Origin of the sequence: Aeromonas sp. FL131, assembly GCF_049860615.1 — a bacterium.
Classification (GTDB): Bacteria; Pseudomonadota; Gammaproteobacteria; order Enterobacterales; family Aeromonadaceae; genus Aeromonas; species Aeromonas hydrophila.
Genome location: NZ_CP187595.1, coordinates 2,192,487 through 2,215,995 on the forward strand (window position 1 = coordinate 2,192,487; position 23,509 = coordinate 2,215,995).

At 62.1% G+C, this 23,509-nt stretch carries 21 protein-coding genes; 12 read left to right on the forward strand and 9 right to left on the reverse strand.

Features of this window, described 5'->3' with window-relative positions; translation table 11 throughout:
• Positions 1 to 167: 167 nt before the first annotated feature.
• Both ACPW75_RS10135 and ACPW75_RS10140 read left to right on the forward strand, forming a co-directional pair.
• Positions 168 to 1,451, forward strand: a complete 1,284-nt coding sequence (locus tag ACPW75_RS10135; RefSeq protein WP_077096876.1) for a hypothetical protein — start codon at positions 168 to 170, stop codon at positions 1,449 to 1,451.
• A gap of 51 nt (positions 1,452 to 1,502) precedes the next feature.
• A complete protein-coding gene (locus ACPW75_RS10140) occupies positions 1,503 to 2,690 on the forward strand; it encodes a Bcr/CflA family multidrug efflux MFS transporter (protein WP_016351032.1) in 1,188 nt (395 codons plus the stop codon).
• 109 nt (positions 2,691 to 2,799) lie between these two features.
• Here ACPW75_RS10140 and ACPW75_RS10145 read toward each other — a convergent pair whose 3' ends face one another.
• Positions 2,800 to 3,267: a DUF4357 domain-containing protein gene (locus tag ACPW75_RS10145; RefSeq protein ID WP_016351033.1), complete on the reverse strand. Its 468-nt coding sequence runs from the start codon at positions 3,265 to 3,267 to the stop codon at positions 2,800 to 2,802.
• A 197-nt stretch (positions 3,268 to 3,464) separates the two neighbouring features.
• On the opposite strand from ACPW75_RS10145, the gene ACPW75_RS10150 reads away from it, so the two are divergent.
• Genes ACPW75_RS10150 through ACPW75_RS10160 form a run of 3 tightly spaced genes read left to right on the forward strand, consistent with a single transcriptional unit; the run spans position 3,465 to position 7,675 of the window.
• Positions 3,465 to 4,145, forward strand: a complete 681-nt coding sequence (locus ACPW75_RS10150) for an ABC transporter ATP-binding protein (protein WP_077096874.1) — start codon at positions 3,465 to 3,467, stop codon at positions 4,143 to 4,145.
• A gap of 21 nt (positions 4,146 to 4,166) precedes the next feature.
• Positions 4,167 to 6,614: an FtsX-like permease family protein gene (locus ACPW75_RS10155; RefSeq protein ID WP_077096872.1), complete on the forward strand. Its 2,448-nt coding sequence runs from the start codon at positions 4,167 to 4,169 to the stop codon at positions 6,612 to 6,614.
• Positions 6,611 to 7,675 (forward strand): lipocalin-like domain-containing protein, encoded by a 1,065-nt coding sequence (locus tag ACPW75_RS10160; protein ID WP_143239007.1) that lies wholly within the window; start codon positions 6,611 to 6,613, stop codon positions 7,673 to 7,675. The genes ACPW75_RS10155 and ACPW75_RS10160 overlap by 4 nt, the downstream gene beginning before the upstream one ends.
• Before the next feature lie 102 nt (positions 7,676 to 7,777).
• On the opposite strand, the gene ACPW75_RS10165 is transcribed toward ACPW75_RS10160, so the two are convergent.
• Positions 7,778 to 8,722, reverse strand: coding sequence for a hypothetical protein (locus ACPW75_RS10165; protein ID WP_077096868.1), 945 nt, complete (start codon positions 8,720 to 8,722; stop codon positions 7,778 to 7,780).
• A gap of 708 nt (positions 8,723 to 9,430) precedes the next feature.
• Between ACPW75_RS10165 and ACPW75_RS10170 the strand changes: the two genes are divergently transcribed.
• Together ACPW75_RS10170 and ACPW75_RS10175 are read left to right on the forward strand one after the other, a co-directional pair.
• Positions 9,431 to 10,828 carry an SIR2 family protein gene (locus ACPW75_RS10170; RefSeq protein ID WP_218668672.1) on the forward strand — a complete coding sequence of 466 codons (1,398 nt, stop codon included), beginning with the start codon at positions 9,431 to 9,433 and terminating at the stop codon, positions 10,826 to 10,828.
• 314 nt (positions 10,829 to 11,142) lie between these two features.
• Positions 11,143 to 11,754, forward strand: a complete 612-nt coding sequence (locus tag ACPW75_RS10175; RefSeq protein ID WP_077096866.1) for a hypothetical protein — start codon at positions 11,143 to 11,145, stop codon at positions 11,752 to 11,754.
• A gap of 180 nt (positions 11,755 to 11,934) precedes the next feature.
• Here ACPW75_RS10175 and ACPW75_RS10180 read toward each other — a convergent pair whose 3' ends face one another.
• The 5 genes from ACPW75_RS10180 to ACPW75_RS10200 are packed head-to-tail and all read right to left on the reverse strand — an operon-like array spanning position 11,935 to position 19,289.
• Positions 11,935 to 14,727 carry an FAD-binding and (Fe-S)-binding domain-containing protein gene (locus tag ACPW75_RS10180; RefSeq protein WP_077096864.1) on the reverse strand — a complete coding sequence of 931 codons (2,793 nt, stop codon included), beginning with the start codon at positions 14,725 to 14,727 and terminating at the stop codon, positions 11,935 to 11,937.
• Positions 14,727 to 15,371, reverse strand: a complete 645-nt coding sequence (locus tag ACPW75_RS10185) for a LutC/YkgG family protein (protein WP_077096862.1) — start codon at positions 15,369 to 15,371, stop codon at positions 14,727 to 14,729. Before ACPW75_RS10185 ends, ACPW75_RS10180 begins: the two co-directional genes overlap by 1 nt.
• 1 nt (position 15,372) lies before the next feature.
• Positions 15,373 to 16,809, reverse strand: coding sequence for a LutB/LldF family L-lactate oxidation iron-sulfur protein (locus tag ACPW75_RS10190; protein ID WP_252410731.1), 1,437 nt, complete (start codon positions 16,807 to 16,809; stop codon positions 15,373 to 15,375).
• Complete coding sequence (locus ACPW75_RS10195; protein ID WP_077096422.1) at positions 16,802 to 17,578, reverse strand: (Fe-S)-binding protein; 777 nt, start codon at positions 17,576 to 17,578, stop codon at positions 16,802 to 16,804. The genes ACPW75_RS10190 and ACPW75_RS10195 overlap by 8 nt, the downstream gene beginning before the upstream one ends.
• A 13-nt stretch (positions 17,579 to 17,591) precedes the next feature.
• Positions 17,592 to 19,289: an L-lactate permease gene (locus ACPW75_RS10200; RefSeq protein WP_077096423.1), complete on the reverse strand. Its 1,698-nt coding sequence runs from the start codon at positions 19,287 to 19,289 to the stop codon at positions 17,592 to 17,594.
• Between the two features lie 60 nt (positions 19,290 to 19,349).
• Between ACPW75_RS10200 and ACPW75_RS10205 the strand changes: the two genes are divergently transcribed.
• A complete protein-coding gene (locus ACPW75_RS10205) occupies positions 19,350 to 20,327 on the forward strand; it encodes a LysR family transcriptional regulator (RefSeq protein ID WP_077096424.1) in 978 nt (325 codons plus the stop codon).
• Positions 20,328 to 20,393: 66 nt separating this feature from the next.
• Positions 20,394 to 20,708, forward strand: coding sequence for a ribbon-helix-helix domain-containing protein (locus ACPW75_RS10210; protein ID WP_077096425.1), 315 nt, complete (start codon positions 20,394 to 20,396; stop codon positions 20,706 to 20,708).
• Between the two features lie 76 nt (positions 20,709 to 20,784).
• Here the strand turns inward: ACPW75_RS10210 and ACPW75_RS10215 are convergent, their stop codons facing one another.
• Positions 20,785 to 21,180, reverse strand: a complete 396-nt coding sequence (locus tag ACPW75_RS10215; RefSeq protein WP_077096426.1) for a VOC family protein — start codon at positions 21,178 to 21,180, stop codon at positions 20,785 to 20,787.
• A 153-nt stretch (positions 21,181 to 21,333) separates the two neighbouring features.
• Positions 21,334 to 22,116 (reverse strand): alpha/beta fold hydrolase, encoded by a 783-nt coding sequence (locus ACPW75_RS10220; protein ID WP_005302068.1) that lies wholly within the window; start codon positions 22,114 to 22,116, stop codon positions 21,334 to 21,336.
• Between the two features lie 106 nt (positions 22,117 to 22,222).
• Between ACPW75_RS10220 and ACPW75_RS10225 the strand changes: the two genes are divergently transcribed.
• From ACPW75_RS10225 to ACPW75_RS10235, 3 genes are read left to right on the forward strand one after another with little or no spacing between them, the layout of a single operon-like run.
• Positions 22,223 to 22,579 carry an MmcQ/YjbR family DNA-binding protein gene (locus ACPW75_RS10225; protein WP_016351046.1) on the forward strand — a complete coding sequence of 119 codons (357 nt, stop codon included), beginning with the start codon at positions 22,223 to 22,225 and terminating at the stop codon, positions 22,577 to 22,579.
• On the forward strand, positions 22,576 to 23,064 hold the full coding sequence (locus ACPW75_RS10230; RefSeq protein ID WP_029302790.1) for a GNAT family N-acetyltransferase: 489 nt from the start codon (positions 22,576 to 22,578) through the stop codon (positions 23,062 to 23,064). The genes ACPW75_RS10225 and ACPW75_RS10230 overlap by 4 nt, the downstream gene beginning before the upstream one ends.
• 55 nt (positions 23,065 to 23,119) lie before the next feature.
• A complete protein-coding gene (locus tag ACPW75_RS10235) occupies positions 23,120 to 23,455 on the forward strand; it encodes a DUF3802 family protein (RefSeq protein ID WP_024944925.1) in 336 nt (111 codons plus the stop codon).
• Positions 23,456 to 23,509: the final 54 nt, after the last annotated feature.

The window sequence follows — 23,509 nt, forward strand, 5'->3', positions numbered from 1 at the left end:
AATCATTGCGCCATCTCGCTGTGACAAACGGTGGGTTTCGCTGTGCGCTACCCACCCTACGCACGGCCTGCCGATAGATGCACCCGGACGCCGGTTTGCCCCCTTCTCACCTTGCGGGAGAAGGGGGGCGTCACCACGGCCGATTACGCTTTGCCAATCGGCCGTGCTTGCTTGCCCTGCTGCAACTGGTCTGGCTTGGCTGGCTGCTGGCCTTCCCGGTGGCGCTCGATTCCGACGATGCCCTCAACTTTGCCCACGGGGTGGTGCGCTTCAGCGTGCTGGAGTTCTCCCCTCACTTTCCGGGCTACCCCGCCTTTATCTGGCTGGCGCGGCTGATCAATCTGGTGGTGGACGATCCGGCCCGCGCGGTGCAGTGGGCAAGCCTCTTGGGGAGCAGTTTGCTGGCGCCACTCGCCGCCTCCCTCGCGGTCAGATTGTGGCAGCGGCCCAGCCTGCTGGCGCCGGTCTGGCTGCTGGTACTGGCCCTGCCGCTCACCCCGACGCTGGCACTCTCCGGCCTCTCGGACGGGCCGGCGCTGGCCGCCTGGCTCGGGTCTCTCTTGTCCTTGCAAAAGCGCAAGATAGCGCTGGCGGGTCTGCTACTGGGCCTCATGCTGGCGCTGCGCCCCTCCTACTTCGTGCTGACCCTGCTGCCCCTTTGGCTCGGGATGGCGCAAAAAGGTCAGCGGCTTAACTTTCTGCTCCCCATCGCGCTGGTGGGGCTCGCCTGCCTGCTGTTTGTCTGGCAGGCCGATGGCTGGGCCTATTTCAGCGAGGGGCGCCGCTTTACCGACGGCCACTTTACCCTGTGGGGCAACACGGCGGCGGCCCACGGCGATCGGCTGCTGAGCTGGGCCCGTACCTTCAACGAGCAGCTGACCCCGCTCTGGCCCCTATTGATGGGAGCCTTGCTGGTACTGCCACTCTGGCAACGGTCAAAGGATCACAATGCAGCCCCCTCCGTGCTCTGGCCCCTCTACTGGCTCATCCTGCTGCTGTGGACCCTGTTTGGCCAGAATCCGGACAATCCCCGCCATCTGGCCCCCATCACCCTGCTCGGCCTGGTGCTGCTGGCAGGCTGGCTGCCGGGCCGGGGCGAGCTGCCAGCCATGCTGGGAGCCCTGTTGCTGCTGCTCTGCACCCTCACCCCTCCCACGGCGCCAGCCATGACCCGGGCCACCAGGTTGGCCGAGCAGGCGTGCCCGGCGCTGGTGACCCAGTGGGGGGTGAGGCTGCTGCGCGAAACCACGCCCCTGCCCGTCACCGACGGCTGGTATCAGGGGGATGCTCGCCTCGCTTTGGCACAAGGGGCCTGCCGGCTCAGCCGGCGTCCCCTCGGCCCGGAAGATCTGCCCGCCGGCGGCCAACGGGTCTGGTTTGCCCCCCGCTTTCACGCCGAGCCCGGCCTTTGGCTCGGCATACAGGATCACCCCCGTCACCAAAACTGGTAGACTGGATGTTTGTCACTCCCTGACTTCGCACTCATCAAGACTGGATAGCCTATGCCCCACGCCCCCCTCTCCCCCCGTTTCCTGTTCATCCTGCTCGGCGCGCTGGCGGGCCTGACCCCGCTCGCGGTCGACATGTACCTGCCCGCCATTCCGGCCATCGCCCGGGATCTGGCCACCAGCATCGACGGCGCCCAGCTCACCATCAGCGCCTTTCTGGGTGGCTTCGCCATCGGCCAGCTGTTCTACGGCCCGCTCGCCGACAGCTATGGCCGCAAGCCGGTGATCCTGGCGGGGCTGGTGATGTTTGCCATCGCCTCGGTGGGCTGCGCCATGGCGGACTCCCTGCCCGAGCTGCTGGCGTATCGGATGTTGCAGGCAGCTGGCGGGGCGGCCGGCTCTGTGGTGGTCAATGCGCTGCTGCGCGACCTGTTCGAGAAGGAGGCCTTCTCCCGCGCCATGTCGTTCGTCATTCTGGTGATGACGCTCGCCCCTCTTGTCGCGCCGGTGGTGGGCGGCTACATCAGCGCCCACAGCGACTGGCGGGTGATCTTCTGGCTGCTGGTGGGGATCAGCCTGCTCATCTGCCTGATGATGCAGTGGAAAATTCAGGAGACCCTGAAGCCCGAGCACAAGCAGCCCCTCAACCTCGGCCAGATCCTGAAGAACTACTGGGGCGTGCTCTCCCATCGCGGCGCCATGGGCTACGTGCTGTGCGGCTCGCTCTCAAGCTCCGGCATGTTCGCCTTCCTGAGCGCCTCCCCCTACGTCTACATCGAGTACTTCAAGGTACCGACCGAGCACTATGGCTGGCTGTTTGGCCTCAACATCCTGCTGATGATGGTGGTCACCTTCGTCAACAGCCGGCTGGTGAAGGGGGTGGGCGCCGAGCGGATGCTGCAATACGGCCTGCTGGTGCTGCCCTGTGCCGGCGCCCTGCTCATTTACAACGCCTGGAGCCAGACCGGCGGCCTGTGGGGCATCGTCATTCCGGTGGTGCTGTTCGTCGGCCACATCAGCCTGGTGGGGGCCAACGCCATGACCGGCCTGATGGGCCACTTCCCGCAGTCGGCAGGCACCGCCTCGGCGCTGGCGGGCACCTTGCGCTTTGGCATCGGCGCCGTGGTGGGGATCCTGGTCAACCTCAATCCCCCCGAATCGCCGCTGCCGATGGCCATCGCCATCGCCGGCTGCGGGTTCGGCTCGACCCTGAGCTACTGGCTGCTGACCGGCAAAAAATAAGTCCCGGCCCCGACAAACAACAAGGCCGCCCACCTGCATCGCAGGGGGCGGCCTTGTGTTATCTGCACCTTGTCAACGGGTCCTCTGCCCCGAGGGGCTAAGGCTCAGCCTACTTCTTGCCAAACCCCGAGCGCTTGAGGGTGTAGCCGGCGCTGTTTTGCCAGGCGTCCAGCCCGCTGCGGTTGTTGCCCGCCACCAGGCTGGCGGCCAGGCTCGGGCTGTTGAACAGCTGATCCGCGGTAAAGACAAAGCCCCCTTCGCTGCGCGGGGCCAGGATCCCCTTGCCCAGCAGCTCCTGGCGCAGTTCGATCACCGCCTCGCGCAGGGAAGCCGCATCCTCGCCGTTGGCGGTGGAGCCCGCCAGCACCATGAAGCCGGGGTTCTGCCGCTTGCCCACAGGATAACCGTGTGCCTCGGCCCCCTTGCCGTTGAAGTGGTAAAGCTCGCGCTCGCCCGGCTTGTTGTCGGAAAGCGCCTTTTGCAGGGTCATCAGCTCGTTGTAAATCTCGATGGGGACCACGGCAGCCTGCTTGTTGCCCTTGCTGTCGATGATAAAACTGACTTGCTTGTGTAACATCCTTGCGCATCCTGTGACCCATGGAGGCCCCTATTCTAACCACCACAGGCGAGCGGGATCCAGCCAGGATCCTCACCTCTTTTGCAGCCTTGATCACTAACTGGCACTCTCGCACAAAGGCAAAGCCGCGTGATCATTAGGCAGGGGGGCAACGTACATGGCATGATGAAAGCCATTGACCATCAACCGGTTATCCCATGCTGACCCTGCGCAATCTTGGCAAGAGCTTCGATAACGGCAGCGAACGGCTGCCACTGTTTCACCACCTTGATCTGGCCCTGGCGGCCGGCGAGATCACCCTGCTGCTGGGGCAGAGCGGCTGCGGCAAGTCGACCCTGCTCAATCTCATCGCCGGCCTCCTCCCCCCGGATGAGGGGGAGATCTGGCTGGGGGAGACCCGCCTTGACAACCAGTCGGCGGATGAGCGGGCCCGCCTGCGTGGCCGCCATTTCGGCATCGTCTATCAGGACTTCAACCTGTTGCCGACCCTGACCGTGGCCGAGAACCTCGCCCTGCCCCTTGCCATCAACCAGCTTGCCCGCGATGAGACGCGCATCGAGGGCCTGCTGGAGCGCCTAGATCTGGCCCACAAGCGCCACGCCTGGCCGGAGCAGCTCTCCGGCGGCCAGCGCCAGCGGGTAGCGCTGGCCCGCGCCCTCATTCACCAGCCCCAGTGGCTGCTCGCCGACGAGCCCACCGGCAGTCTCGATGAACACAACGCCGAGCAGGTGATGGCGCTGATGATGACGGCGGTGCGGGGCACCGGCGCCGGCCTCTTGCTGGTGAGCCACAACCCCGCCTATGGCGCCCTGGCGGATCGGGTGCTGCGCCTTGAAGGGGGTCAGCTGGTCGAGCTCAAGGGGCGCCGCCATGACTGACGCCCGCCACGGAGGGCAGTGATGCTGCCGCTGCCGCTCAAAGCGCTGCTGCGCCTCTATCGCGCCCACCCCTGGCTGCTGCTGATGAGCCTGGTCGGGCTCACCCTCGGGGTCTCTCTGGTGGTGGCCATCGAGCTCTTGAACCACAGCGCCCGCACCAACTTCGTCACCGCCCGCAGCCAGCTGGCGGGGGAAGCAAACTACCGGCTGGCGCCGGACGGCGGGCTGGACGAGCAGCTCTATGTGACGCTGGTGCGCAGCCAGCCGAACCTCGACGCCATGCCCCAGCTGCACGGCTGGCTGCAGGACGAACAGGGGCGCAGTTTTCAGCTGCTGGGGATGGATCTGTTCAACCCAGGCCCCCTGCGCCGGCTGTTTGGCGCCGCGCCGGACACAGAGCCCACCTTTTCCCTCACCCGCGCCGACAGCGTCTGGCTGGCCGCTCCCGAGGCCAAGCGCCTTGGCTGGCAAACAGGCCAGAGCCGGCGCTTCGTGCTGGGTGGCGCTGAAGGGGCGCCGCCCCGCCCGCTGACCCTCACTCTGGCCGGCACCTTCGAGCCCGGCGCCGTGCCCATGGAGCGGCTGCTGGTGACCGACATCGGCCTCGCCCAGCCGCTGCTGGGCAAGGAAGGGCGGCTCGATCGCATCGTCTTCAAGCTCAGCGAGGACGAGGCCAATACCTTGCAAAGAGCCTTGCAGGCTGCCCTGCAATCCTATGCCCCCCATCAGCCCCTCTGGCTTGAGCCCATCAGCCCGGCGCTCGATGCCAGCCAGCTCGGCGATGCGCTGGCTCTGAACCTCACTGCCCTCTCCCTGCTTGCCATGGCGGTGGGATTGTTTTTGGTGTTCAACGCCCAGCGCTTCGTGCAGAGCGTGCGCCGCCCCCAGCTGGCCCAGCTCATCATCCTCGGCATGCCGCCGCGCCGGCTGCTGCGCTGGCTGACCCTGGAGATCCTGATCCTCGCCAGCATCGGCACCCTGTTCGGGCTGCTGCTGGGGAGCCTGTTGGCCCTCGCCCTGATGGGGCAACTCACCCAGGCGCTGGCCGATCTCTATGGCCCCAACCCCATCGATCTGCTGCGCCTCTCCCCCACCAGCCTTGGCAAGGCGCTGGTGATCGGCCTGCTGGGCACGCTGGCTGCCAACCTGCCCGGCTGGTGGCAACTGCTGCGCCAATCCCCTCTAGAACTGCGAGAGGGCAACAGCCGCCCGCCGGCTCACCCCTGGCAACGTCGGGGGCTCGCCATCACCATCCTGCTGCTCTGCGCCCTGTGTCTGTGGCGGCCAGAAACCGGGCTGGGCGGCGCCCTCTTCGTGGCCGGTGGCTGGCTGCTGGCCATGGCGCTCGCCCTGCCCGATGTGCTGCGCGCCGTGCTGGGCCGGCTGCGCCGACGCGAGCGCGGCTCCCTCAGCGCCCGGCTCGGGGTGGCCGAAACCCTCTATCACCTGGATCGCACCGCCATCGCGGTGATGGCGCTGCAACTGGCCATCGCGGCGGCCATCGGCATCGGGGTCATGGTGTCGAGCTTTCGCTCGAGCGTGGAGATCTGGCTCGGCCAGCGCCTGGCCGCCGATCTCTACGTCACCGCCCCCAGGGGGGTGGCCGGCAGCAAGGGCGCCCTGAGCGAGCATACCCTCAACACCATCCTCGCCGCGCCGGACGTGCGGGCCGCCTCGCGCCGCTCGGTGCACCCGGCCCGCTGGCAGGAGCAGCCTATCGAGTGGGCGCAGATGGACTTTATTCCCGAGCTCAAAGCCGCCTATCCGCTGCTGGCCGGACGCTGGCCCGCCACCCTCGACGAGGTGCTGGCGAGCGAACCGCTGACGGTGCGCCTCGGGGTCAAGGTGAGCCAGCGCCTCGAGGTGAGTGGCGAGCAGGGGCCACGCACGCTCACCGTCACCGGCGTCTATCAGGATTACGGCAGCGACAAGGGGCAGATACTGCACGCCTTCGAAGGGGGCAAGGTGCAATCCCTGGCCCTCTTCAGCAAGCACGTTGATCGCCTCGCCGATCGCCTGCGGGCCCAGTTTGGCGAGCGGGTGAACCTGTTGCCCGCCCCCGCCATCCACGCCGCGGCGCTGAAGGTGTTCGATCAGACCTTCGTGGTGACCGAGCTATTGAAGTTGCTGATCCTAGGGATCGCCTTCGTCGGCATCGGCTCGGCCTTCATGGTGCTGGGGCTGGCCCGGCGCGGCGAGTTGCAGACCCTGCAGAGCCTTGGCCTGAGCCCGCGCCACTGCCGCCGGTTGCTGGTGTGGCAGGGGGCGGGATTGGGGCTGCTCACCGCACTGCTGGCCCTGCCGGTGGGCTATGGCCTTGCCTGGGTGCTGATTGAGGTGGTCAACCCCCGCGCCTTCGGCTGGCGGCTGGCCTTCGAGGCCGCCCCCCTGCACGCCGTCACTGCGCTCCTGCTCGCCCCCGTCTGTGGCGCGCTCGCCTCCTGGTACGCCGCAAGGAGAGTGGTATGAAAACAATCATCTGGCCACTGGCGCTGATCTGCACCCTTTATGGCACCGGGATCAGCGCCAACGATCTGGGCGCCATCCTTGGCGGCGGCAACGATCACTTCAGAAAAGCCCTACCGGGTCAGTCCATCAACCTGCCCACGGATCACGGTGCCCACCCCGACTACCGCTCCGAGTGGTGGTATCTCACCGGCAACCTGAAAGATGAGCAAGGGCGCGGCTATGGCATGCAGTGGACCCTGTTTCGCCAAGGCATCGAGCAGGAGATAACATCCGACAACCCCTGGCTCACGCCCCAGCTCTGGCTGGCCCAGTTCGCCATCACGGATGTGAGCAAAGGCAGCCACCAGCAGGACGAGCGCACCAGCCGCCAGGGGCCAGGGCTCGCCGGTGCCAGCGGCGGTCAGTATTGGCTCAAAGAGTGGGTGCTGGCCTCTCAAGGGGAGGCGCTTTTTCCCGCCACCCTCAAGGTGCAGAGCAAGGCGGGGGATCTTGATTTGCAGGTGAGTGCCGCCAAGCCCGTGGTGCTGCAGGGCAAACAGGGTTACAGCGAGAAGAGCCCGGGCAACGCCTCCTTTTACTACTCCTACCCGCGCCTGACCATCAGCGGCACCTTGACCCTGGATGGCGAGACCCGCCACGTCAGCGGTGAGGGCTGGTTTGATCACGAGTGGAGCAGCTCGGTATTGGCCGAGTGGCAATCGGGCTGGGACTGGTTTTCGCTGCAATTTGCAGATGGCCGCGAGCTGATGCTGTTTCGCCTGCGCACCAAGGCAGGACGCACTGAGCCGGAGAACCGCTACGGCATCCTGATTGAACGAGACGGCAGCAGCCGGGTGCTGGATCCTGCGCAGATCCGCCTCACCCCCGGCAAGACCTGGCGCGGCCCCAAGGGGCAAGACTACCCCATCGAGTGGCAGCTTAAGGCCGGGGATATCAACCTCCGCATTCAGGCTCGACAGCCCGATCAGGCCATGACGGGGCGCTTTGACTACTGGGAAGGGGCGGTGTCCGTCTCGGGAGACGCCAGCGGTGTTGGCTATCTGGAGATGACGGGGTACTGAGCCTTGCCCAATTCCCCCCTCTAATGGCAGCCCACCCGCCATCAAAAACCCCGGCTAGGCCGGGGTAACAACGCAGTGCTGGGGCGGGATATCAAAACGGGATCAGGGCTGCTTCTCGCCCACCATCATCAGACCGTGCTGTTCGGGGAAGCCCACCACCAGGGTCGTCTTGCGGGTATCCGGCATCTCGAATGCGGCGACATAGGCCGTTGCCCCCTCTTTGGCCTTGGCCAGACCCAGCATCCACTTGTTCTCAAGCGGGCTGAGATCGCTTGACGCCTTGAAGCTGCACTTGCCAAACCCGCTCAGGTTAAGCTTGCTGAGCCCCTTGCCAGACTCTGCATTGCCCTTGCCGGTCAGGGTACAGCCCGCCTTGGGAAATTCGATCTCCAGAGTCAGGGAGCCGACATTGTTGGTGCTGCGGATCAGCCCAACCATGGCATCGCCAAAGCCGGCGTCCTCTGCCACCCGCCAGCTGTCGTTGGTGATCGTCCGGGTGGCAAGCTTGCTCACGGCAAGGTGGCCGCTCCAATCGCGATAGAGGGCGGTGCTCTGATCCGGATCCCGGAACTGGGTGCCGGTACGGCTGAAGTCAAAGGCCCAGCGCTTGACCTCCTTACCAGCCAGATCGGTTACCGCCTTGTCTTGAAAGCTGATGAGGTTGTGGTCGTTGCTCTGGGCATCGAGCCACTTGCCCCGCACCGAGGTGCGCTCCAGCAGCACTGGATAGATGCCATCCTTGTTCTCCTTCTGGGCCGCCTGCCCCATCCATTGCGAAGAGGTAATCGACTTGCCGTCGTTCTCGACCCAGACGCCCCAGCGCTGCTCGCCATCCCCCTTGGGGTAGACCAGCGCCAACCCTTCCAGCCCCTTGATCATCTTCAGCGGCCCCTGATCGCCATCGCGGCTGAGCAGGTTTGCCTCATAGACGCCGGCATCGGGCAACGGCAGTGGCGCGCGCTTGGCGATGCTGTTGGCCGCCTTCTCGCTGTCGCAGGCGGACAGGGCGCCGGTGCAGGCGATGGCCAGCATGGCTTTGTGGTGCATTCTCATGACTCTTGTTCCTTGCGATTGCTTTGTTATGTGAGGTCATTCAATCGCCGATGAATTTACTGGAGGAAGGGTTCGCCGGTCGACGCAAGATCTGTAACCAGCTGTTACAAGGCATTGATGAACAAGAGATAACACATGACTTTGTTGACCGGGCGGAGCAGCAACCAGAAGAGAAGCCATCTCCCCTCCCCCCGTTTCTCTCGACCTTTCCACGTCAAAATCTGACCGCTATCAAGATTTCATTCAAATCCCACGGATCGGCTGTGTTTTTACTCAACAGGAACGGTCAGCCTTTGATAGGCTACTCATCCGGTCCTCAGAGCCAAAAGGCAACCGAGTTCAGCCCATGATCTATCCCTCCTCAATTCGGTTAAAAACAGCATGCAGGGAGCTGTAACTCTGTGCGGTAGCTATCTTGTTTGCCGATAGGTGATATAAAAAAATGAATACCAGTGAAAATTGGTATCAGAAAATCAAGAAGAATCAATATATCCACACCTATGAATCATATATATTGGCATAAAAACTTAAATACCAAAGACACCCCATTACATTAGAAGTGCTCAAGATAAGTGAATATTGACGACATTATTTCAAGCTTAGATTCAGGTGGTCCGAAGAGCTATTACGACTTTGAGGCATTCATTCAGGAGCTATTTAGAAATCACCTCAAGGAACAAGGCAGGGAATTTATTATACCCAATGAAAAAAAATACATTTGGAGATGGTTTCGCCCCTTCAGGATTTGATAACTTCGAGGGCCCAACACTAATAGGAATAAAATTAAATTTGGCGTCTGGCTCCTACCATAACATAACTGAAAAAATCATAGCAAAGTCATCAAGCCAGTTCATTGAAACACCATTCAATACACTTCTCATTATAACAGCCAGACCCATCCAAAATGTGATAATGAAAAGAATAGAAGCTTATATAAGCAGCATAAATTTGCCTTTTTCAGTAAAAATATGGGGGCCAGATGAATTAAAGAGAATTGTTAATAAAAATCAAAAAATCGTAAATAAAATTTCAAGCAATTTATTTTCTTTACGATTAGCATCGGCCATTTCAAAATCACCGAAGGAATGGAGGACAGAGCGTAGAGATATAATTAATAAGTTGAAAGCAAGCTATAATAAAGGACAGTTTTCCCTATTTTTAGGTGCAGGTGTATCTAGCAGTGCAGGAATGCCTGATTGGAACACTTTACTGAACTCATTATTTGTCACGTATTTGGCTAAAGAATTTGATAATGATATTGAAATAGGAGAGCAAGATATTGGTGTTCTAGTTAACCGTCTAAATACTGTTGATGAACCGTCAGCCCTTATGGCTGCCCGTTATTTACGCAAAGGATTATCAAAGAGTGATGTAAAGGCTAAAGATTTTATTCTAGCAGTTACAAGTAATCTATATAAGCTTCGGAATGAAGATTATATAATTGACTCTGACTTGATAAAATCAATAGCCTCTATGTGTTTACCACGTAGAACTGGGGCCAAAGTTAAGTCAGTTGTTACATATAACTTTGATGATCTACTAGAACGTCAGTTGAAAAAGAACACCATACATTATCGCTGCATTTACACAGATAAAGAAAGCTATGATCCAGATGAACTACCGATTTACCACGTTCATGGATTTTTACCTGAAGATAGAAAGTCATATGAAGGATTAGATGACTCCACACTCGTATTTTCAGAGGAAGGATACCATCAGATATATTCCGATTCATATCACTGGTCAAATCTTATTCAGCTGAACTCCTTTAGAGAAAGCAATTGTCTAATGGTTGGTTTATCTATGACAGACCCTAACCTTCGAAGACTACTCGACATTTCATCTAGAAATATCGAGCAAAGCAAGCATTTTGCATTTATGAAAAGACTCTCTCCGGAGAGCTTCTGTATTGAAAAAGACAAAGAAAGCGGCGAAGAAATAGCTGCTGTAAAAAATAAAGATGCAGCAGAAAAGTTTCTAATTAGCCATCATGCATTAAATGAAGAACTAATGAAAGAATTGGGCGTTACAATAATTTGGTATGAATCATATGAAGAGATTCATCAGATAATAAAAGATGTGTCAATGTTTGAAAAATGAATTCTTAAAACAGAATCTAGGGCACCCACCTTTCTGAGCCGGCTGTAGTCATAATCGGATAGGTGTTGCGTAGATCCTTGAAGCAAGGGTACACCGAGCGAGAAACAGTTTACTGTGATATCGCAAGCCTATTGTTCAGACACGGCTATCGGCGCAGGATGACGAGCCAGAAGTGAAGGGTATATATGTGGGGCCCAAGAATTCGGCTCAGGGCATCGAGACTGGCCCAGAGGCAATAATCACTGGCTTGGTGGGTGGTATTGTTGCTGGTGCTGCTGGATACTATGGTGCCGACTGGATAGCAGATCACATCTATGAAAACTAAGATTATGGGCGTCTTGAGCCACTTGCTTGGGAGAAAGCAGGAGAAAAGCTCTCCTGATATAAAAGAAGTGTTCAAAGGTTCGGGTTATCTCAACGCACCAGAGAAAGCCTACACTGGCTACCCGGCGCCACTACCACCAGCCCCTTCCATTGAAGCTTATCTCGTTCGCTTCCTCGTTTCAGAAGATAGTCTGACGTTGCTCTTTCAAACCCTGGCTCAAGCTGGATATAAGGTGAGTCCTGAGCTCAATACGCAGGTTATAAATCACTCAGGGGATCCCTCAAGCAAGAAAGTCATGCTTTTTCAGCATCCTTCTTTTGCTGGAACGATAGTTTCGTTTGCCAGTGATGACCTGGATGTACTAGAAGCTATCCAGCAAACAAGGATAGAGCCACCACTTCCAGCAGACTCATTCCCATGGATTGCTCCCGAAGGCTTGGGCTCTTTGCAAGGAGACATTGAGTATTGGTGGACACATTTATGGTTACCGTTCTGGCTGTCATTGAGCCAAGAAAGGCAGTCTGCTTTGGATCTTGAGCCAGAGTGGCGTGAGTTCATTTTAATGCATCAACCCCATGATGCTCCGGCATCTGACCGCTGAATCGCTGCTGCCCAGCATTAATTCCCCCCAAGATGGCCATGGTCTGACCAACCTTGGCCTTTTCATGTTTGAAGCAGCGATGCAAAGATGGGCGTCGCACTTCGAAGTTGAATTCGCGAACCATTATTTTCCATATTCCGATTGAAAACGGCAGGATAGTTATCCTGCCGTTTAGTTTTCCTATCTCGCCGCCTGATCCACCAGATAGAGGATGCTGTGATAGGGAATGCCGGCGTGCTGGCTGAGCCCCATTTCACAGGTGCGGCTGTTGCTGAAACCCTGACGGCAATCGTTGGGAACCTGGGCGGGCAGGCTGGCAAGCGCCGCGGCGTTGAGCTCCGGGGTCATCAACCCCTTGTCGCCGGCAAAGCCGCAGCACTGGATATGCTCAGGCACGATCACCTCGCGGGCGCAGGCGCGGGCTACCGCCAGCATGGTTTCCCCGAGCCCCATGCGCCGACTGCTGCAGGTGATATGGAGCATGACGGTCTCATCGATGGGGGTCAGCTCAAGGTGGGGCAGCAGGTGTTCCAGCACAAAGGCGGAGGGCTCGAACACCCGAAGGCCCTTGCCGAGCGCCCCCGAGAACAGTCGCTGCACGCAGGGGCTGGTATCGAGCAGCACGGGCCAGCGCCCCTGCTCGCTTGCCTGCCACAACGCCTCGGCCAGCTCAGTACGCTTGGCGGCAGCCACCTCGACCATCCCCTTGCTGTCATAGGGCATGCCGCAGCAGAGCCCCTCAACCCTCGCCGGCACGATGACCCGGCAGCCTGCCTTCTTGAGCAGGGATAACACCACGTCCGGCAGTGACGGGGCATCCTCCTGCTGGCCGAATACCCGGCTGGCGCAGGACGGCAGATAGACTACTGCGCGCTCGCTGGGTCCGTCATGGCTCCCCTCCCCTGACAGCCACCGATAGCGGCTCGGCCCCGGCAGGGTTGGCAGCCAGGCGGGCGTGCGCTGGCCGCTCAGATGGCGAACCCCGTTCACCAATCCTGCCAACGCTTTTTCTCCCAGCAGCTTGCCGGCAATCCCTTTGAGGCCGAGGGCCCCACGGGCGGTGCGGGTAACGCCGACGAAGTGATCGGCGCTCCAGCGGGCAATGGGCACGAAGCGCCGGTACTTTTCAGTGCGCAGCTTCTTGATGAGCGCTCCGGTGTTGATGCCGACCGGGCAGCGATCGGCGCAGAGCCCGGTCGCGGCGCAGGTGTCGATGCCCTGATAGTCAAACAGCCGGGCCAGCTGGTTGGATGGCTCATCGGCACGATTGCGGCGGGCCAGTTCGCGATAGAGCACGATGCGCTGGCGCGGCGACAGCGACAGGGTGCGCGAGGGGCAGACCGCCTCGCAAAAGCCGCACTCGATGCACGGCTCGACGATGGCATCGCTCGCCGGCATGGGCTTGAGGTGGGCCAGGTGGGCGTTGGGGTCATCGTTGATGATGACGCCGGGATTGAGCAGGCCATCGGGGTCCAGCAGCGCCTTGATGCGGCGCATCAACGCCATCCCCTCCGGTCCCCATTCCAGCTCCACATAGGGGGCCATGTTGCGGCCAGTGCCGTGCTCGGCCTTGAGCGAGCCGCCAAAGCGCACGGAGACCAGCTCGGCTACCGCATCCATAAAGGCGCCGTAGCGGGCCACCTGCGCCGGATCGTCGAACCCCTGGGTAAAGACGAAGTGCAGGTTCCCCTCCAGCGCGTGGCCGAAGATGATGGCTTCAGCGTATTCGAAGCGATCAAACAGTTGCTGCAACCCCGCCACCCCTTCGGCCAGACGCTCGATGGGAAAAGCGACATCCTCGATGATGACGGTGGTACCGGTGGTGCGCACCGCCCCCACCGCCGGGAAGAGCCCCTTGCGAATAGCCCAGAGCCCAGCACTGTCGCCGGTAAAGGGCACAGAGGCGACCTGAACGAACTCGGCCGCCATGGCCATCACCTGCTCGCAGCGATCCACCAGCTCCTCTTTCGATTCCCCATGCACTTCGATCAGCAGGGCGCAGGCAGCCAGATCCAGCGTTTTGATAAAGTCCGGCAGACCGGGCTTGCCCGCCACCGAGCGAAGGGATCGCCCATCCATCAGCTCCACCGCCGCCACCGGGGCGCTTTTCAGGAGCGAGGTGGCCAGACACGCCTGCTCGGCGTCCCGAAACACCAGCAGGGCCGAGGCCTTGTGGGGGTATTCCGGCACGGTGTCGAGCACCACCTCGGCGATAAAGCCGAGGGTCCCCTCCGAGCCGATCATCAGGTGGGTGAGGATATCGATGGGGTCCTCATGGTCGAGCAGGGCATTGATGGCGTAGCCGGTGGTGTTCTTGAGCCGGTACTTGTGGCGGATCTTGGCGGCAAGCTCGGCGTTCGCCAGCACCTCGGCGCGCAGGGCTGCAAGCCCCGTGAGCAGCTCCGGGCGCCTGGCCGCCAAGGCGGCGCGGCTGTGGGGATCGCCACTGTCCAGCACGGTACCATCGGCCAACAGCAAGGTCATGGCGTGCAATGTGTGATAGCTGTTGTGGGCGGTGCCGCAGCACATGCCGCTCGCGTTGTTGGCGGCGATGCCGCCAAGCTTGCAGGCGTTGATGGAGGCGGGATCCGGCCCAATCTTGCGGCCCAGAGGCGCCAGATAACGGTTGGCATCGGCGCCGATCACCCCGGGTTGCAGGGCGATGCGGGCGCCATCGTCCAGAATGCGGTGGCCGCGCCAGCTGTCGGTCAGGGTGATGAGCACCGAATCGCTCAGGGCCTGGCCCGAGAGGCTGGTGCCGGCGGCGCGAAAAGTGCACGGCAGGCCCAATTCGCGGCACACCCCGAGCACGAAGCGCACTTCATCGAGGGAGTCGAGGCGCACGATGCGCTCGGGCACCAGCCGGTAGAAGCTGGCGTCCGTGCCGTGGGCCAACCGAAGATCAGGATCGCTCACCAGCCGCTCCGGCGCAATGCGCGAGAGCACGGCGGCGTCAAATTCATTCCAGGGCATCAGCAATCCTCCACCAGCACTACCAAGAGGCGGCTCGGGCCGTGGGCGCCGTAGGCCAGGGTCTGCTGGATGTCGGCGGTCTTGGAGGGGCCGGAGACCAGCAACAGGTTGGTGGGCATGGCCTGCTGCCAGCGCCCGGCGTCTACCAGCCCCGCCAGGTTGTCGGCGATGGTGGAGGCCGCCAGCAGGGCGATATGGCAGGGGGGCACCAGGGACAGGGTGCGCGGCTCGCTGCCATCGGGTAGCAACACCAGAGTGCCGGTGTCGGCGATGGCCCCCGCGCAGTGGGTGATGCCCGCCTGACAAACGTCGAACAACTCATCCTTCCAGCCAGCAAACTCCCCCGCCGGAGTCAGCACAGATCGCCCGGCGCAGGCGGCCGCAACCGCCGCCTGCCAGCGACCGCCCTGGCCACAGGCCAGATGCGTTATTGCTTCCCCATCCAGCCAGGCGGCCAGATCCCGGGCAAGGGTCGCCTCCTTGACGGTAAGGATCTCGGCGTGGCTGGCGATGATCCCGGCAACAAAGCGCTCGCGCCGCGCCTGTTCATCCTCCCCGCGCCAGGGCTGCCAGCCATGGGGAACGTGGGCAATGGGGGTGGCGGCGCCGCGCAGGCGGCTTAATATAGCCTCTTTGCTCGACATCTCAGGACTCCTTTTTCTTCTGGCGCAGCAGGGTGTGCAGGCTCTGGGGGGCGGGTTGGGGGGCTTCGCGGCACTGGGTCCAGGGGCCCAGATGTTTAGGCATCAGCCCCCGCAGGCGACCAGCGACACCGGTCGCGGCGTGATAGAGGCGCGGGTGGGTGGCGGCAAAGGCAAAGCCCTGCATGGCGAGGGTCTCGAGCCGGCTCTTGGCCGCCCCCTGCCCCGCCAGCGGTTCGTGGCCAGGCTGGGTGTCGTGCTTGGCCTCCCGGCGCAGGCGCTGCAACAGGTCGGGAATGGGGATGCGCACCGGGCACACCTCACCGCAGGCACCGCACAGGCTCGATGCGGTCACCAGATCCTGGGTGCTTTCCAGCCCCAGCAGATGGGGGGAGACTATCTTGCCGATGGGACCCGGATAGATGGTGCCATAGGCGTGACCACCGATGCGGGTGTAGACCGGGCAGTGATTCATGCAGGCGCCGCAGCGGATGCACTGCAGGGTCTTGCGCAGCTCCTCGTCCCGGTAAGCCTGGCTGCGGCCGTTGTCGAGCAGCACCAGGTGCACCTCGTCTGGGCCGTCCAGCTCCCCTGCCCGGCGCGGGCCGCTGATGACGTTGAAGTAGGTGGTGATGGCCTGGCCGGTGGCCGAGCGGGTCAGGGCGCTGTAAAGGGGTGGCACGTCGCTGAAAAATTCCACCACCTTCTCGATGCCGGTGATGGCCACGTGGACTTTCGGCACAGTAGTGCACATGCGCCCGTTGCCCTCGTTCTCGACGAGGCACAGGCTGCCAGTCTCCGCCACCGCGAAGTTGACCCCCGACAGCCCCATGCCGGCGCGGCGAAACTCTTCGCGCAGGGCCCGCCGTCCGGTCTGGATCAGCTCGTCCACGTCGGTGGTGGGGGTGAAATCCGCCAGATTGCCGGCGAAGGTGTCGCTCACCTCCTGCTTGTTCTTGTGGATGGCGGGCATGATGATGTGGGACGGGGTATCGCCGTCGAGCTGGACGATAAACTCCCCCATGTCGCTCTCAAGGCAGCGGATACCGTGGCGCGCCATCTCGTGGTTGAACCCCACCTCCTCACTCACCATGGACTTGCCCTTGACGATGCTGCTCACCCCATGTTTTTGGGCGATGCCGAGGATGATGGCGTTGGCCTCAGCCGGCGTCTGGGCCCAGTGCACCCTGATGCCGTTGCGCTCGCAGTTGGCTTCTAGCTGCTCCAGCAGCGCCGGCAGGCGCGAGAGGCAGCGCTGGCGAATTTGCTCCGCCGCATCGCGCACCGCCGCTTCTTCGGCGGGATCGGCGAAGGCGTCGCGGCGCTTGGCGCGCAGGTAATCCATGGCGCCGCGAAAATTCTGGCGCAGCACGGGGTCGGCCAGGGCTGCCTCGGCCTGGGGATGGAAGCGGCGTGGCGAATACTTGGCGTGCTCACTCATGATGGGCCTCCTCTTTTTCTGACAACCGCTTGCTGTGGGCGAGCAGGAAGCTGGCCAGGTGCATGGCGGGCAGTGTCTTGCCCTGATAGGCCAGGGAGCCCTTGATGTTCAAGAGGCACCCCCAGTCCGCGCTCACCAGGGTGTCGGCGCCGGTGGCCAGCAAGTGGCGGGTCTTGTCCTCCACCATGGCCTGGCTGATGTGAGGATGACGCACCGAGAAGGTGCCGCCAAAGCCGCAGCACTCGCTCTCGTAGGCCTGCTCATGCAAGGTGACCCCGTCGAGCTGGCCCAGCAGGGCGCGGGCCCGACTGTACACCTGCATCTCGCGCCGGGCCGAGCAGGAGGTGTGCATGACGATGCTCGCCCTCCCCACCCCGTGCCAGCGCACCCGGCAGACCTGGGCCAGAAACTCGGTGAGCTCGAACACCCGCTCGCAAAACGCCGCCACCTCGGAGCTCTCGGGGAAGAGTCGGCGGTAGTGGTGATGCATCATGCCGCCGCAGGAGCCCGACAGCACCACCACCGGCCAGGGCTCGGGGAAGAGCGCCATCTGGCTTTGCGCCACCTGACGTGCCTCCTCTTCATGGCCCGAGGTGTAGGCCGGCTGCCCGCAGCAGGTCTGTTTCTCGACAAAGTGCACCCTTATCCCTTCCCGCTCGAGCAGGGCGATGGCATCGAGCCCCGCCACCGGGTCGAACAGGTCCACCAGACAGGTGGCGTAGAGATAGACATCGGCCGGCTTGGCCGGATAGACCCGCATTACCTTCATCACTTGCTCTCCTTTACTTCAACTGCAGCAGGACGTCCGAGATGTGGAAGCTGTACATGAGCGCCAGCCCGATAAGGCCGGTGGCCAGCAGGTAGTAGAGGGTCGGCAGCGCGGTCTTGCGCAGCGTCGCCCCCTCACGGCCGAGCAGCCCCACGGTGGCCGACGCCGCCACCACGTTGTGAATGGCAATCATGTTGCCGGCGGCCGCACCCACGGCCTGCAGCGCCAGCATGGCGGCGGTGGAGACGCCGAGGGTCTGCGCCACTTCAAACTGGAACTGGCTGAACATCATGTTCGACACCGTGTTGGAGCCGGCGATAAAGGCCCCCAGCGCGCCTATGGTGGCGCTCAGGGCCGGGAAGAACTCCCCCACCAGCCCGGCAGCAAAATTCGCGGTGGTCACCGGCATGCTGGCAAGATCCGCCCCGTTGACACCGGAGTTGATGAAGATGCGCACCATGGGCACGGTGAAGATCAGCACGAAGCCGGCGCCGATCAGGGTGCGGCTGGACTCCCCCAACGCCCGCCCGAAGGGGGCGAGGGAGCGTGACTGCAGCAAGGTGGCGAGCAGGGCGCAGAGCACCAGCAGGCCCCCCGGCAGGTAGAGCGGCTCAATGGAGGCGCTGACCCCCTTCTCCCCCAAAAGGTCTGTGAAGGCGAGGCTCACCGACAACAGGCTGGCCTTGAACTCCAGGCTCACCCGGCTGGCCACCAGCAAGAGGGCCAGCGCCACATAGGGGAGCCAGGCCAGCAGCAGCGACATGGGACGGGCGGCGGCCTCTTTGAGATCGAGCTTGAGGGAACCCAGCCACTCGGCGGGCCACTCCTGCTCGGGAGCGAAATCCCAGCTGGTTTTTGGCACCAGAAAACCGGCGCGCGCCGCCGTCACCACCAGGGCCAGCCCCACCAGCCCGCCGATGAGGGACGGGAACTCGGGGCCGAGCAGCATGCCGGTGAGGGCATAGGGGACGGTGAAGGCGAGCCCGGCGAAAATCGCAAACGGCAGGATGGCCAGCCCCTCGGTCCAGCTGCGATGGCGGCCGAAGAAGCGGGTCAGCATCATCACCATCAGCACCGGCATCAGGGTGCCGACGGTGGCGTGAATGAGGGCCACGTTGGTGGTCACCTGTTGCAGGTAGACCTCCCAGCTGCTGCCGCCGGCGCTCAGGGTCTGGCCGATGGCCTGACTGTCGAGCCCCTTGTTGATCCCCACCAGAATGGGGGTGCCCACCGCACCGAACGACACCGGGGTGGACTGGATCATCATGCCGAGCAGCACGGCGGCCAGCGCCGGAAAGCCGATGGCCACCAGCAGCGGCGCCGCGATGGCGGCCGGAGTGCCAAAACCGGAGGCCCCTTCGATAAAGGCGCCGAAGCACCAGGCGATGATGATGGCCTGGATGCGCCGGTCCGGCGAGATGTTGGTAAAGCCGCCGCGAATGGCGCTGATGGCGCCGGTGTGTTTGAGGGTGTTGAGCATCAGGATGGCGCCGAACACGATCCAGAGCACGGTCACCGTGATCACCAGCCCCTGCAGGGTGGAGGCAAAGACCCGGGTCGGGCTCATCTGCCAGCCCCACAGGGCAATGAACACGGTCAACAAAAAGGCGACGGGCATGGCGCGCTTGGCGGGCCAGTTGAGGCCGACCAGCAGCACGGCGGCCACCAGGATCGGCGAGAAGGCCACCAGGGCCAGCAGGGTGTCTGTCATCATTGCGTCCTTGTCCGAGCGGTGCAGAGGCGCACCTTGTTGTTGTTTTGTTAAGCGGACGTGACCTTACCCTGTTCCTTTTTCGCGATATATGGAAATAATGAACAACATTCGTTCCAAAAGTTGATCAATATGGCCAGTACCGACGACCTCATCCTCTTCGCCCAGGTGGTGGAGGCCAGCTCCTTCAGCAAGGTAGCTGAACAAAATTCCCTGACAAATTCGGTAGTTAGTAAACGGATCGGACGCCTGGAGGAAGAACTCGGGGTGCAGCTGCTCTATCGCACCACCCGCCGGCTCACCCTGAGCGAGGCGGGCAAGGCGCTCTATCAGGGTGCCAAAAATGTGAAGGCCGCCGCACTGGACGCCTTCGATGCGGTGGCGGGATTCGGTGAAAAGGTGAGCGGTCATGTGCGGATGTCGGTGCCCACCATCTCCGGCGAGCTGCTGCTGGCCGATGCGGTGGCCGATTTTTGCCAGCAGCACCCGGGGCTCACGGTGGAGATGTCGCTCGACAACCGCTTCGTCAATCTGGTGGAAGAGGGGTTCGACCTGGTCATTCGCACCGGCTATCTGGATGACTCGAGCCTGATTGCCCGCCACATCCTCGATTCCCAGTGGGTGATCTGCGCCGCCCCCGCCTATGTGCGCCGTTTCGGGGCACCGCGCGAGCCGTCAGACTTGCTCACCCACAACTGTCTGCGCTACGCCTACCAGAGCACGGGGGCTTCGGAGTGGGCCTTCAAGGGGGAAGAGGGCAACTACCTGCTGTCGGTATCGGGCAGTTTTTGCACCGACAACGCCGGCGCCCTGCGCAAGGCGGCGCTGGGGGGGCGCGGCATCGTCTATGTGCCGCGCTGTCTGGTCTATCACGACCTGATGAACGGCGAACTGGTGGACCTCTTCCCCGATCAGGTGGGCAAGAAGCTCGGCATCTACGCCGTCTACCCCTTTACCCGCCAGCCACCGCGCAAGATCCGGCTGCTGATCGAGCACATCCGCCAGCGTTACCTCGACATCGCCCACTACTTTGGCTGACGGGGGATGGCGCTCATCCCATATCAACGGGGGGCTTTTTTGACCCGGGCGGCAGAGTTGCCTACCATGACCCTCCCCTTTACCGCTCAGGACCAGCCCATGTGCACCGTCTTCTCCGGCCAGGATCCCAGTCACTACGCCTGCACCACCCGCTCGGTGCGGATCTGCGGCCACAGCACCAGCATCCGGCTGGAAAACAAGTTCTGGACCATCCTGGAGCAGCTCTGTCAGGCCCAGGGGCGCTCCATGGGGCTGTTTCTCTCCGAGCTCTATCAGGAGGCGCTCGGCAACGGCATGGAGATGAGCAACTTTGCCTCCCTGCTGCGCTGCTCCTGCCTGGTCCATCTGGAAACAAGACAGGAGCAGGACGTCGCCGCCTGATGGGCGCCACTCCCTTCCTCATGAAAAAAGGGCCGCAGCACCAGGCTGCGGCCCCTTCCTATTCCACACTTCAAGCTCAGGCGAAGCGACCGGCCCGCTCGATGAACTCGATCTGGTAACCGTCGGGGTCGGTCAAAAAGAACAGCCGGGCCAGCAGGGTGCCCTCATGGTGCATCGCCTTGACCGGCGCAGGGACCAGACCCAGCGCCGTCAGACGCTGATGCGCCGCCTCGATGTCTTCCACCGTCACCGCCAGATGGCCGTAGCCGTTGCCGTGGCTGTAGGGCTCGGCCTGGCCCTGGTTGTGCGTCAATTCGAGCTCGAAGCCACTCTGATCATTGGCAAGGTAGGTGAGGGAAAAACCGTCGAAGGGGAAGTGATCCCGCACCGCCAGCTCGAGGGCCTCGCGGTAGAAACGCACGGATCTATCCAGGTCGCGAACCCGGATCATGGTGTGGACGAGTTTGGTCATAGGGACTCCTTGGTGATGGGAGTCACAGGGTAACCAAGGGCTCAGTCGGCCAGGTAGTAGTGGACTAGCACCCGGTGATTACCGGCCAAAACCTGACATGACCTCGCAGGCTCAAGCCACCAGGGCCGCATCAAAGCGGCGGCTAGCGCCAGCTCAGCCGGGCTGGGCGGTGAGAAAGGCCAGCGACTGGCGGTTGAAGTGCTCGGGCCGCTCCACGTTGCAGACATGGCCGCAGCCGTCGATGATCTCGAGCCGGCTGTAAGGGTCGCGCGCCACCTGCTCGCGCACCGGCGCCAGGAACATGTGATCCTCCTCCCCCATCACATAGAGGGTCGGAATGGGCAGGGCCCGCTCCTTGAAATAGCGCATCAGGGGATTCACCTCGGTGGCGAGGCGAAACCAGCGCTTGAACTCTTTTTGGCACAATTTGCGCGCCTCGCGCACGAACAGGTTGCGCGACTCCTGATGGTGCTGTCGGGGCATGATGATGAAGGCAAACAGTCGGTAGAGCCACATGTAAGGCAGGATATGCTGGCCGAGGCGGCCGAGCTGCACCAGCACCCGCGAGCGGATGTCGAGCCGCAAAATGGCGCCGCCCAGCACCATGCTCTTGACCCGCTCGGGACAGAGCTCCGCCAGATGGCGAATGAGGATGGTGCCAAGGGAGATGCCGACAAAGTGGGCGCGACGAATGTTGAGATGATCGAGCAGTTGCAGGATATCCTCGGTCACCGCCCGAAAGCTGTAGTGGCCCTTGATCACCTGCTGCAGCTTGTGGGACTGGCCGTGACCGCGCAGGTCCAGCAGCAACACGTTGAAGTGCTCGCGATAGGCGCGCAGCTGCTTGAACCAGATGGAGGAGCTGCCGCCCGCTCCGTGCACGAAGACTACCCAATCCCGCTCGGGACCCAGCTCGAAGGTCTTGTGATACAGCATCTTGCGACTCCCTCATCAACGGCATTGGGGTATAGTAGGCGCGCATCTTAGCAGATTTTTTCACCCGACTAATACGTTTGCACCGCAAGCGGCGAGGAGCATGACCATGGAGTTGACCCGTTTGAGATCCTTTCTGCTGACCCTGCCGGGCGCCCAGGAGGATACCCCCTTCGGCCCAGAGATCCTGGTCTATCGCATCGCAGGCAAGATGTTTGCCCTGCTGGACTGGCAGGCCGAGCCGCTGCGGCTGAACCTCAAGTGCGAACCCGAGCTGGCCCTGCTGCTGCGCGAACTCCACCCCGAGGTCAAACCGGGCTGGCACATGAACAAGCAGCACTGGAACACGGTCACCTTCAGCGACGGCCTGGCCGACGACCTCTGGCAGGGCTGGGTGCATCACTCCTACGAGCGGGTGGTAGCCGGTCTGCCCAAGGCCAAGCGCCCGCAGGCGCCGCAGCGATGAGCCCCGCCATGGCGGCAGAGCCCAGGCTCGTTCAGCTGAACGAGCAACACATCCCCGCCCTTTGCGCCCTGTTCGAGCAGTCGGTGCGAAGGATTGGCCCCCAGCACTACAGCCCGGAGCAGGTGGAGCAGTGGGCCCTCGGCGCCCATCATCCCGGCTTTGCCGGCCAGCTGCGCGAGCACCATGGCTGGGTGCTGGAGCAAGGCGGCGAGCCACTCGGTTTTGTCACCCTGAGTCAGGATGGCCACCTCAGCCTGCTCTATGTGAGCGCCGATCACCCGCGCCGGGGCTATGGCGGCCTGCTGCTGGCTGCGGCCCTCGCCGAGGCAAAACGGCTCGGACTCACACAGCTGACAACGGAAGCCAGCGCCTTCAGCTATGGGCTATTTTTACGGTATGGCTTTGAGCTGACCGGATTGGAGAGCGTGGAGCGCGGCGGGGTCGGTTTTATCCGTTATCGCCTGCACTGCCGCTTGCCAAGCTAGGTCCAGCCACTAAAATACGCACAGTTTTTTCGTATTGTTGAGGATTGAGGCCGCCATGGTTGTAGAAAGCGAAGGCTATATCGCCCTGATTGAGTATCTGGTGGAGAGTCTGGGACTGTTTGAAACCCAGCAACAGAGCAGTGGTGAACAGACCATCGAAGATCTGGTGAGCGGCCGGGTGGCCAGCAACCTGATGGCCATCTGCGAGCAGAACCCGCAGCTCGATCCCAAGTTGCGCTTCGTGATCATGCAGGAAGCCGATGCGGTGGTGGCCGATCTGGAAGAGGTGCTCTCCGCCGTCTGGCTGCGCGCCCCGACGCCGGAGCAGAAAGCCTTCCTCGAAGAGTTCATCGACCTCATCAAGAACCTGTTTGACGGCGCCATCAGCTGATCACAATGGCGAACGCCAAGTTCGCCACTCCCCCGCAAATTTCCCGCACCGCAA

Excerpts from the sequence above, each read along its gene's own strand:
- ACPW75_RS10140 (WP_016351032.1), top strand. The coding sequence starts at position 1,503 with ATGCCCCACGCCCCCCTCTCCCCCCGTTTCCTGTTCATCCTGCTCGGC.
- ACPW75_RS10145 (WP_016351033.1), bottom strand. The coding sequence starts at position 3,267 with ATGTTACACAAGCAAGTCAGTTTTATCATCGACAGCAAGGGCAACAAG.
- ACPW75_RS10150 (WP_077096874.1), top strand. The coding sequence starts at position 3,465 with ATGCTGACCCTGCGCAATCTTGGCAAGAGCTTCGATAACGGCAGCGAA.
- ACPW75_RS10155 (WP_077096872.1), top strand. The coding sequence starts at position 4,167 with ATGCTGCCGCTGCCGCTCAAAGCGCTGCTGCGCCTCTATCGCGCCCAC.
- ACPW75_RS10160 (WP_143239007.1), top strand. The coding sequence starts at position 6,611 with ATGAAAACAATCATCTGGCCACTGGCGCTGATCTGCACCCTTTATGGC.
- ACPW75_RS10165 (WP_077096868.1), bottom strand. The coding sequence starts at position 8,722 with ATGCACCACAAAGCCATGCTGGCCATCGCCTGCACCGGCGCCCTGTCC.
- ACPW75_RS10170 (WP_218668672.1), top strand. The coding sequence starts at position 9,431 with ATGAAAAAAAATACATTTGGAGATGGTTTCGCCCCTTCAGGATTTGAT.
- ACPW75_RS10175 (WP_077096866.1), top strand. The coding sequence starts at position 11,143 with ATGAAAACTAAGATTATGGGCGTCTTGAGCCACTTGCTTGGGAGAAAG.
- ACPW75_RS10180 (WP_077096864.1), bottom strand. The coding sequence starts at position 14,727 with ATGCCCTGGAATGAATTTGACGCCGCCGTGCTCTCGCGCATTGCGCCG.
- ACPW75_RS10185 (WP_077096862.1), bottom strand. The coding sequence starts at position 15,371 with ATGTCGAGCAAAGAGGCTATATTAAGCCGCCTGCGCGGCGCCGCCACC.
- ACPW75_RS10190 (WP_252410731.1), bottom strand. The coding sequence starts at position 16,809 with ATGAGTGAGCACGCCAAGTATTCGCCACGCCGCTTCCATCCCCAGGCC.
- ACPW75_RS10195 (WP_077096422.1), bottom strand. The coding sequence starts at position 17,578 with ATGAAGGTAATGCGGGTCTATCCGGCCAAGCCGGCCGATGTCTATCTC.
- ACPW75_RS10200 (WP_077096423.1), bottom strand. The coding sequence starts at position 19,289 with ATGACAGACACCCTGCTGGCCCTGGTGGCCTTCTCGCCGATCCTGGTG.
- ACPW75_RS10210 (WP_077096425.1), top strand. The coding sequence starts at position 20,394 with ATGACCCTCCCCTTTACCGCTCAGGACCAGCCCATGTGCACCGTCTTC.
- ACPW75_RS10215 (WP_077096426.1), bottom strand. The coding sequence starts at position 21,180 with ATGACCAAACTCGTCCACACCATGATCCGGGTTCGCGACCTGGATAGA.
- ACPW75_RS10220 (WP_005302068.1), bottom strand. The coding sequence starts at position 22,116 with ATGCTGTATCACAAGACCTTCGAGCTGGGTCCCGAGCGGGATTGGGTA.
- ACPW75_RS10225 (WP_016351046.1), top strand. The coding sequence starts at position 22,223 with ATGGAGTTGACCCGTTTGAGATCCTTTCTGCTGACCCTGCCGGGCGCC.
- ACPW75_RS10230 (WP_029302790.1), top strand. The coding sequence starts at position 22,576 with ATGAGCCCCGCCATGGCGGCAGAGCCCAGGCTCGTTCAGCTGAACGAG.
- ACPW75_RS10235 (WP_024944925.1), top strand. The coding sequence starts at position 23,120 with ATGGTTGTAGAAAGCGAAGGCTATATCGCCCTGATTGAGTATCTGGTG.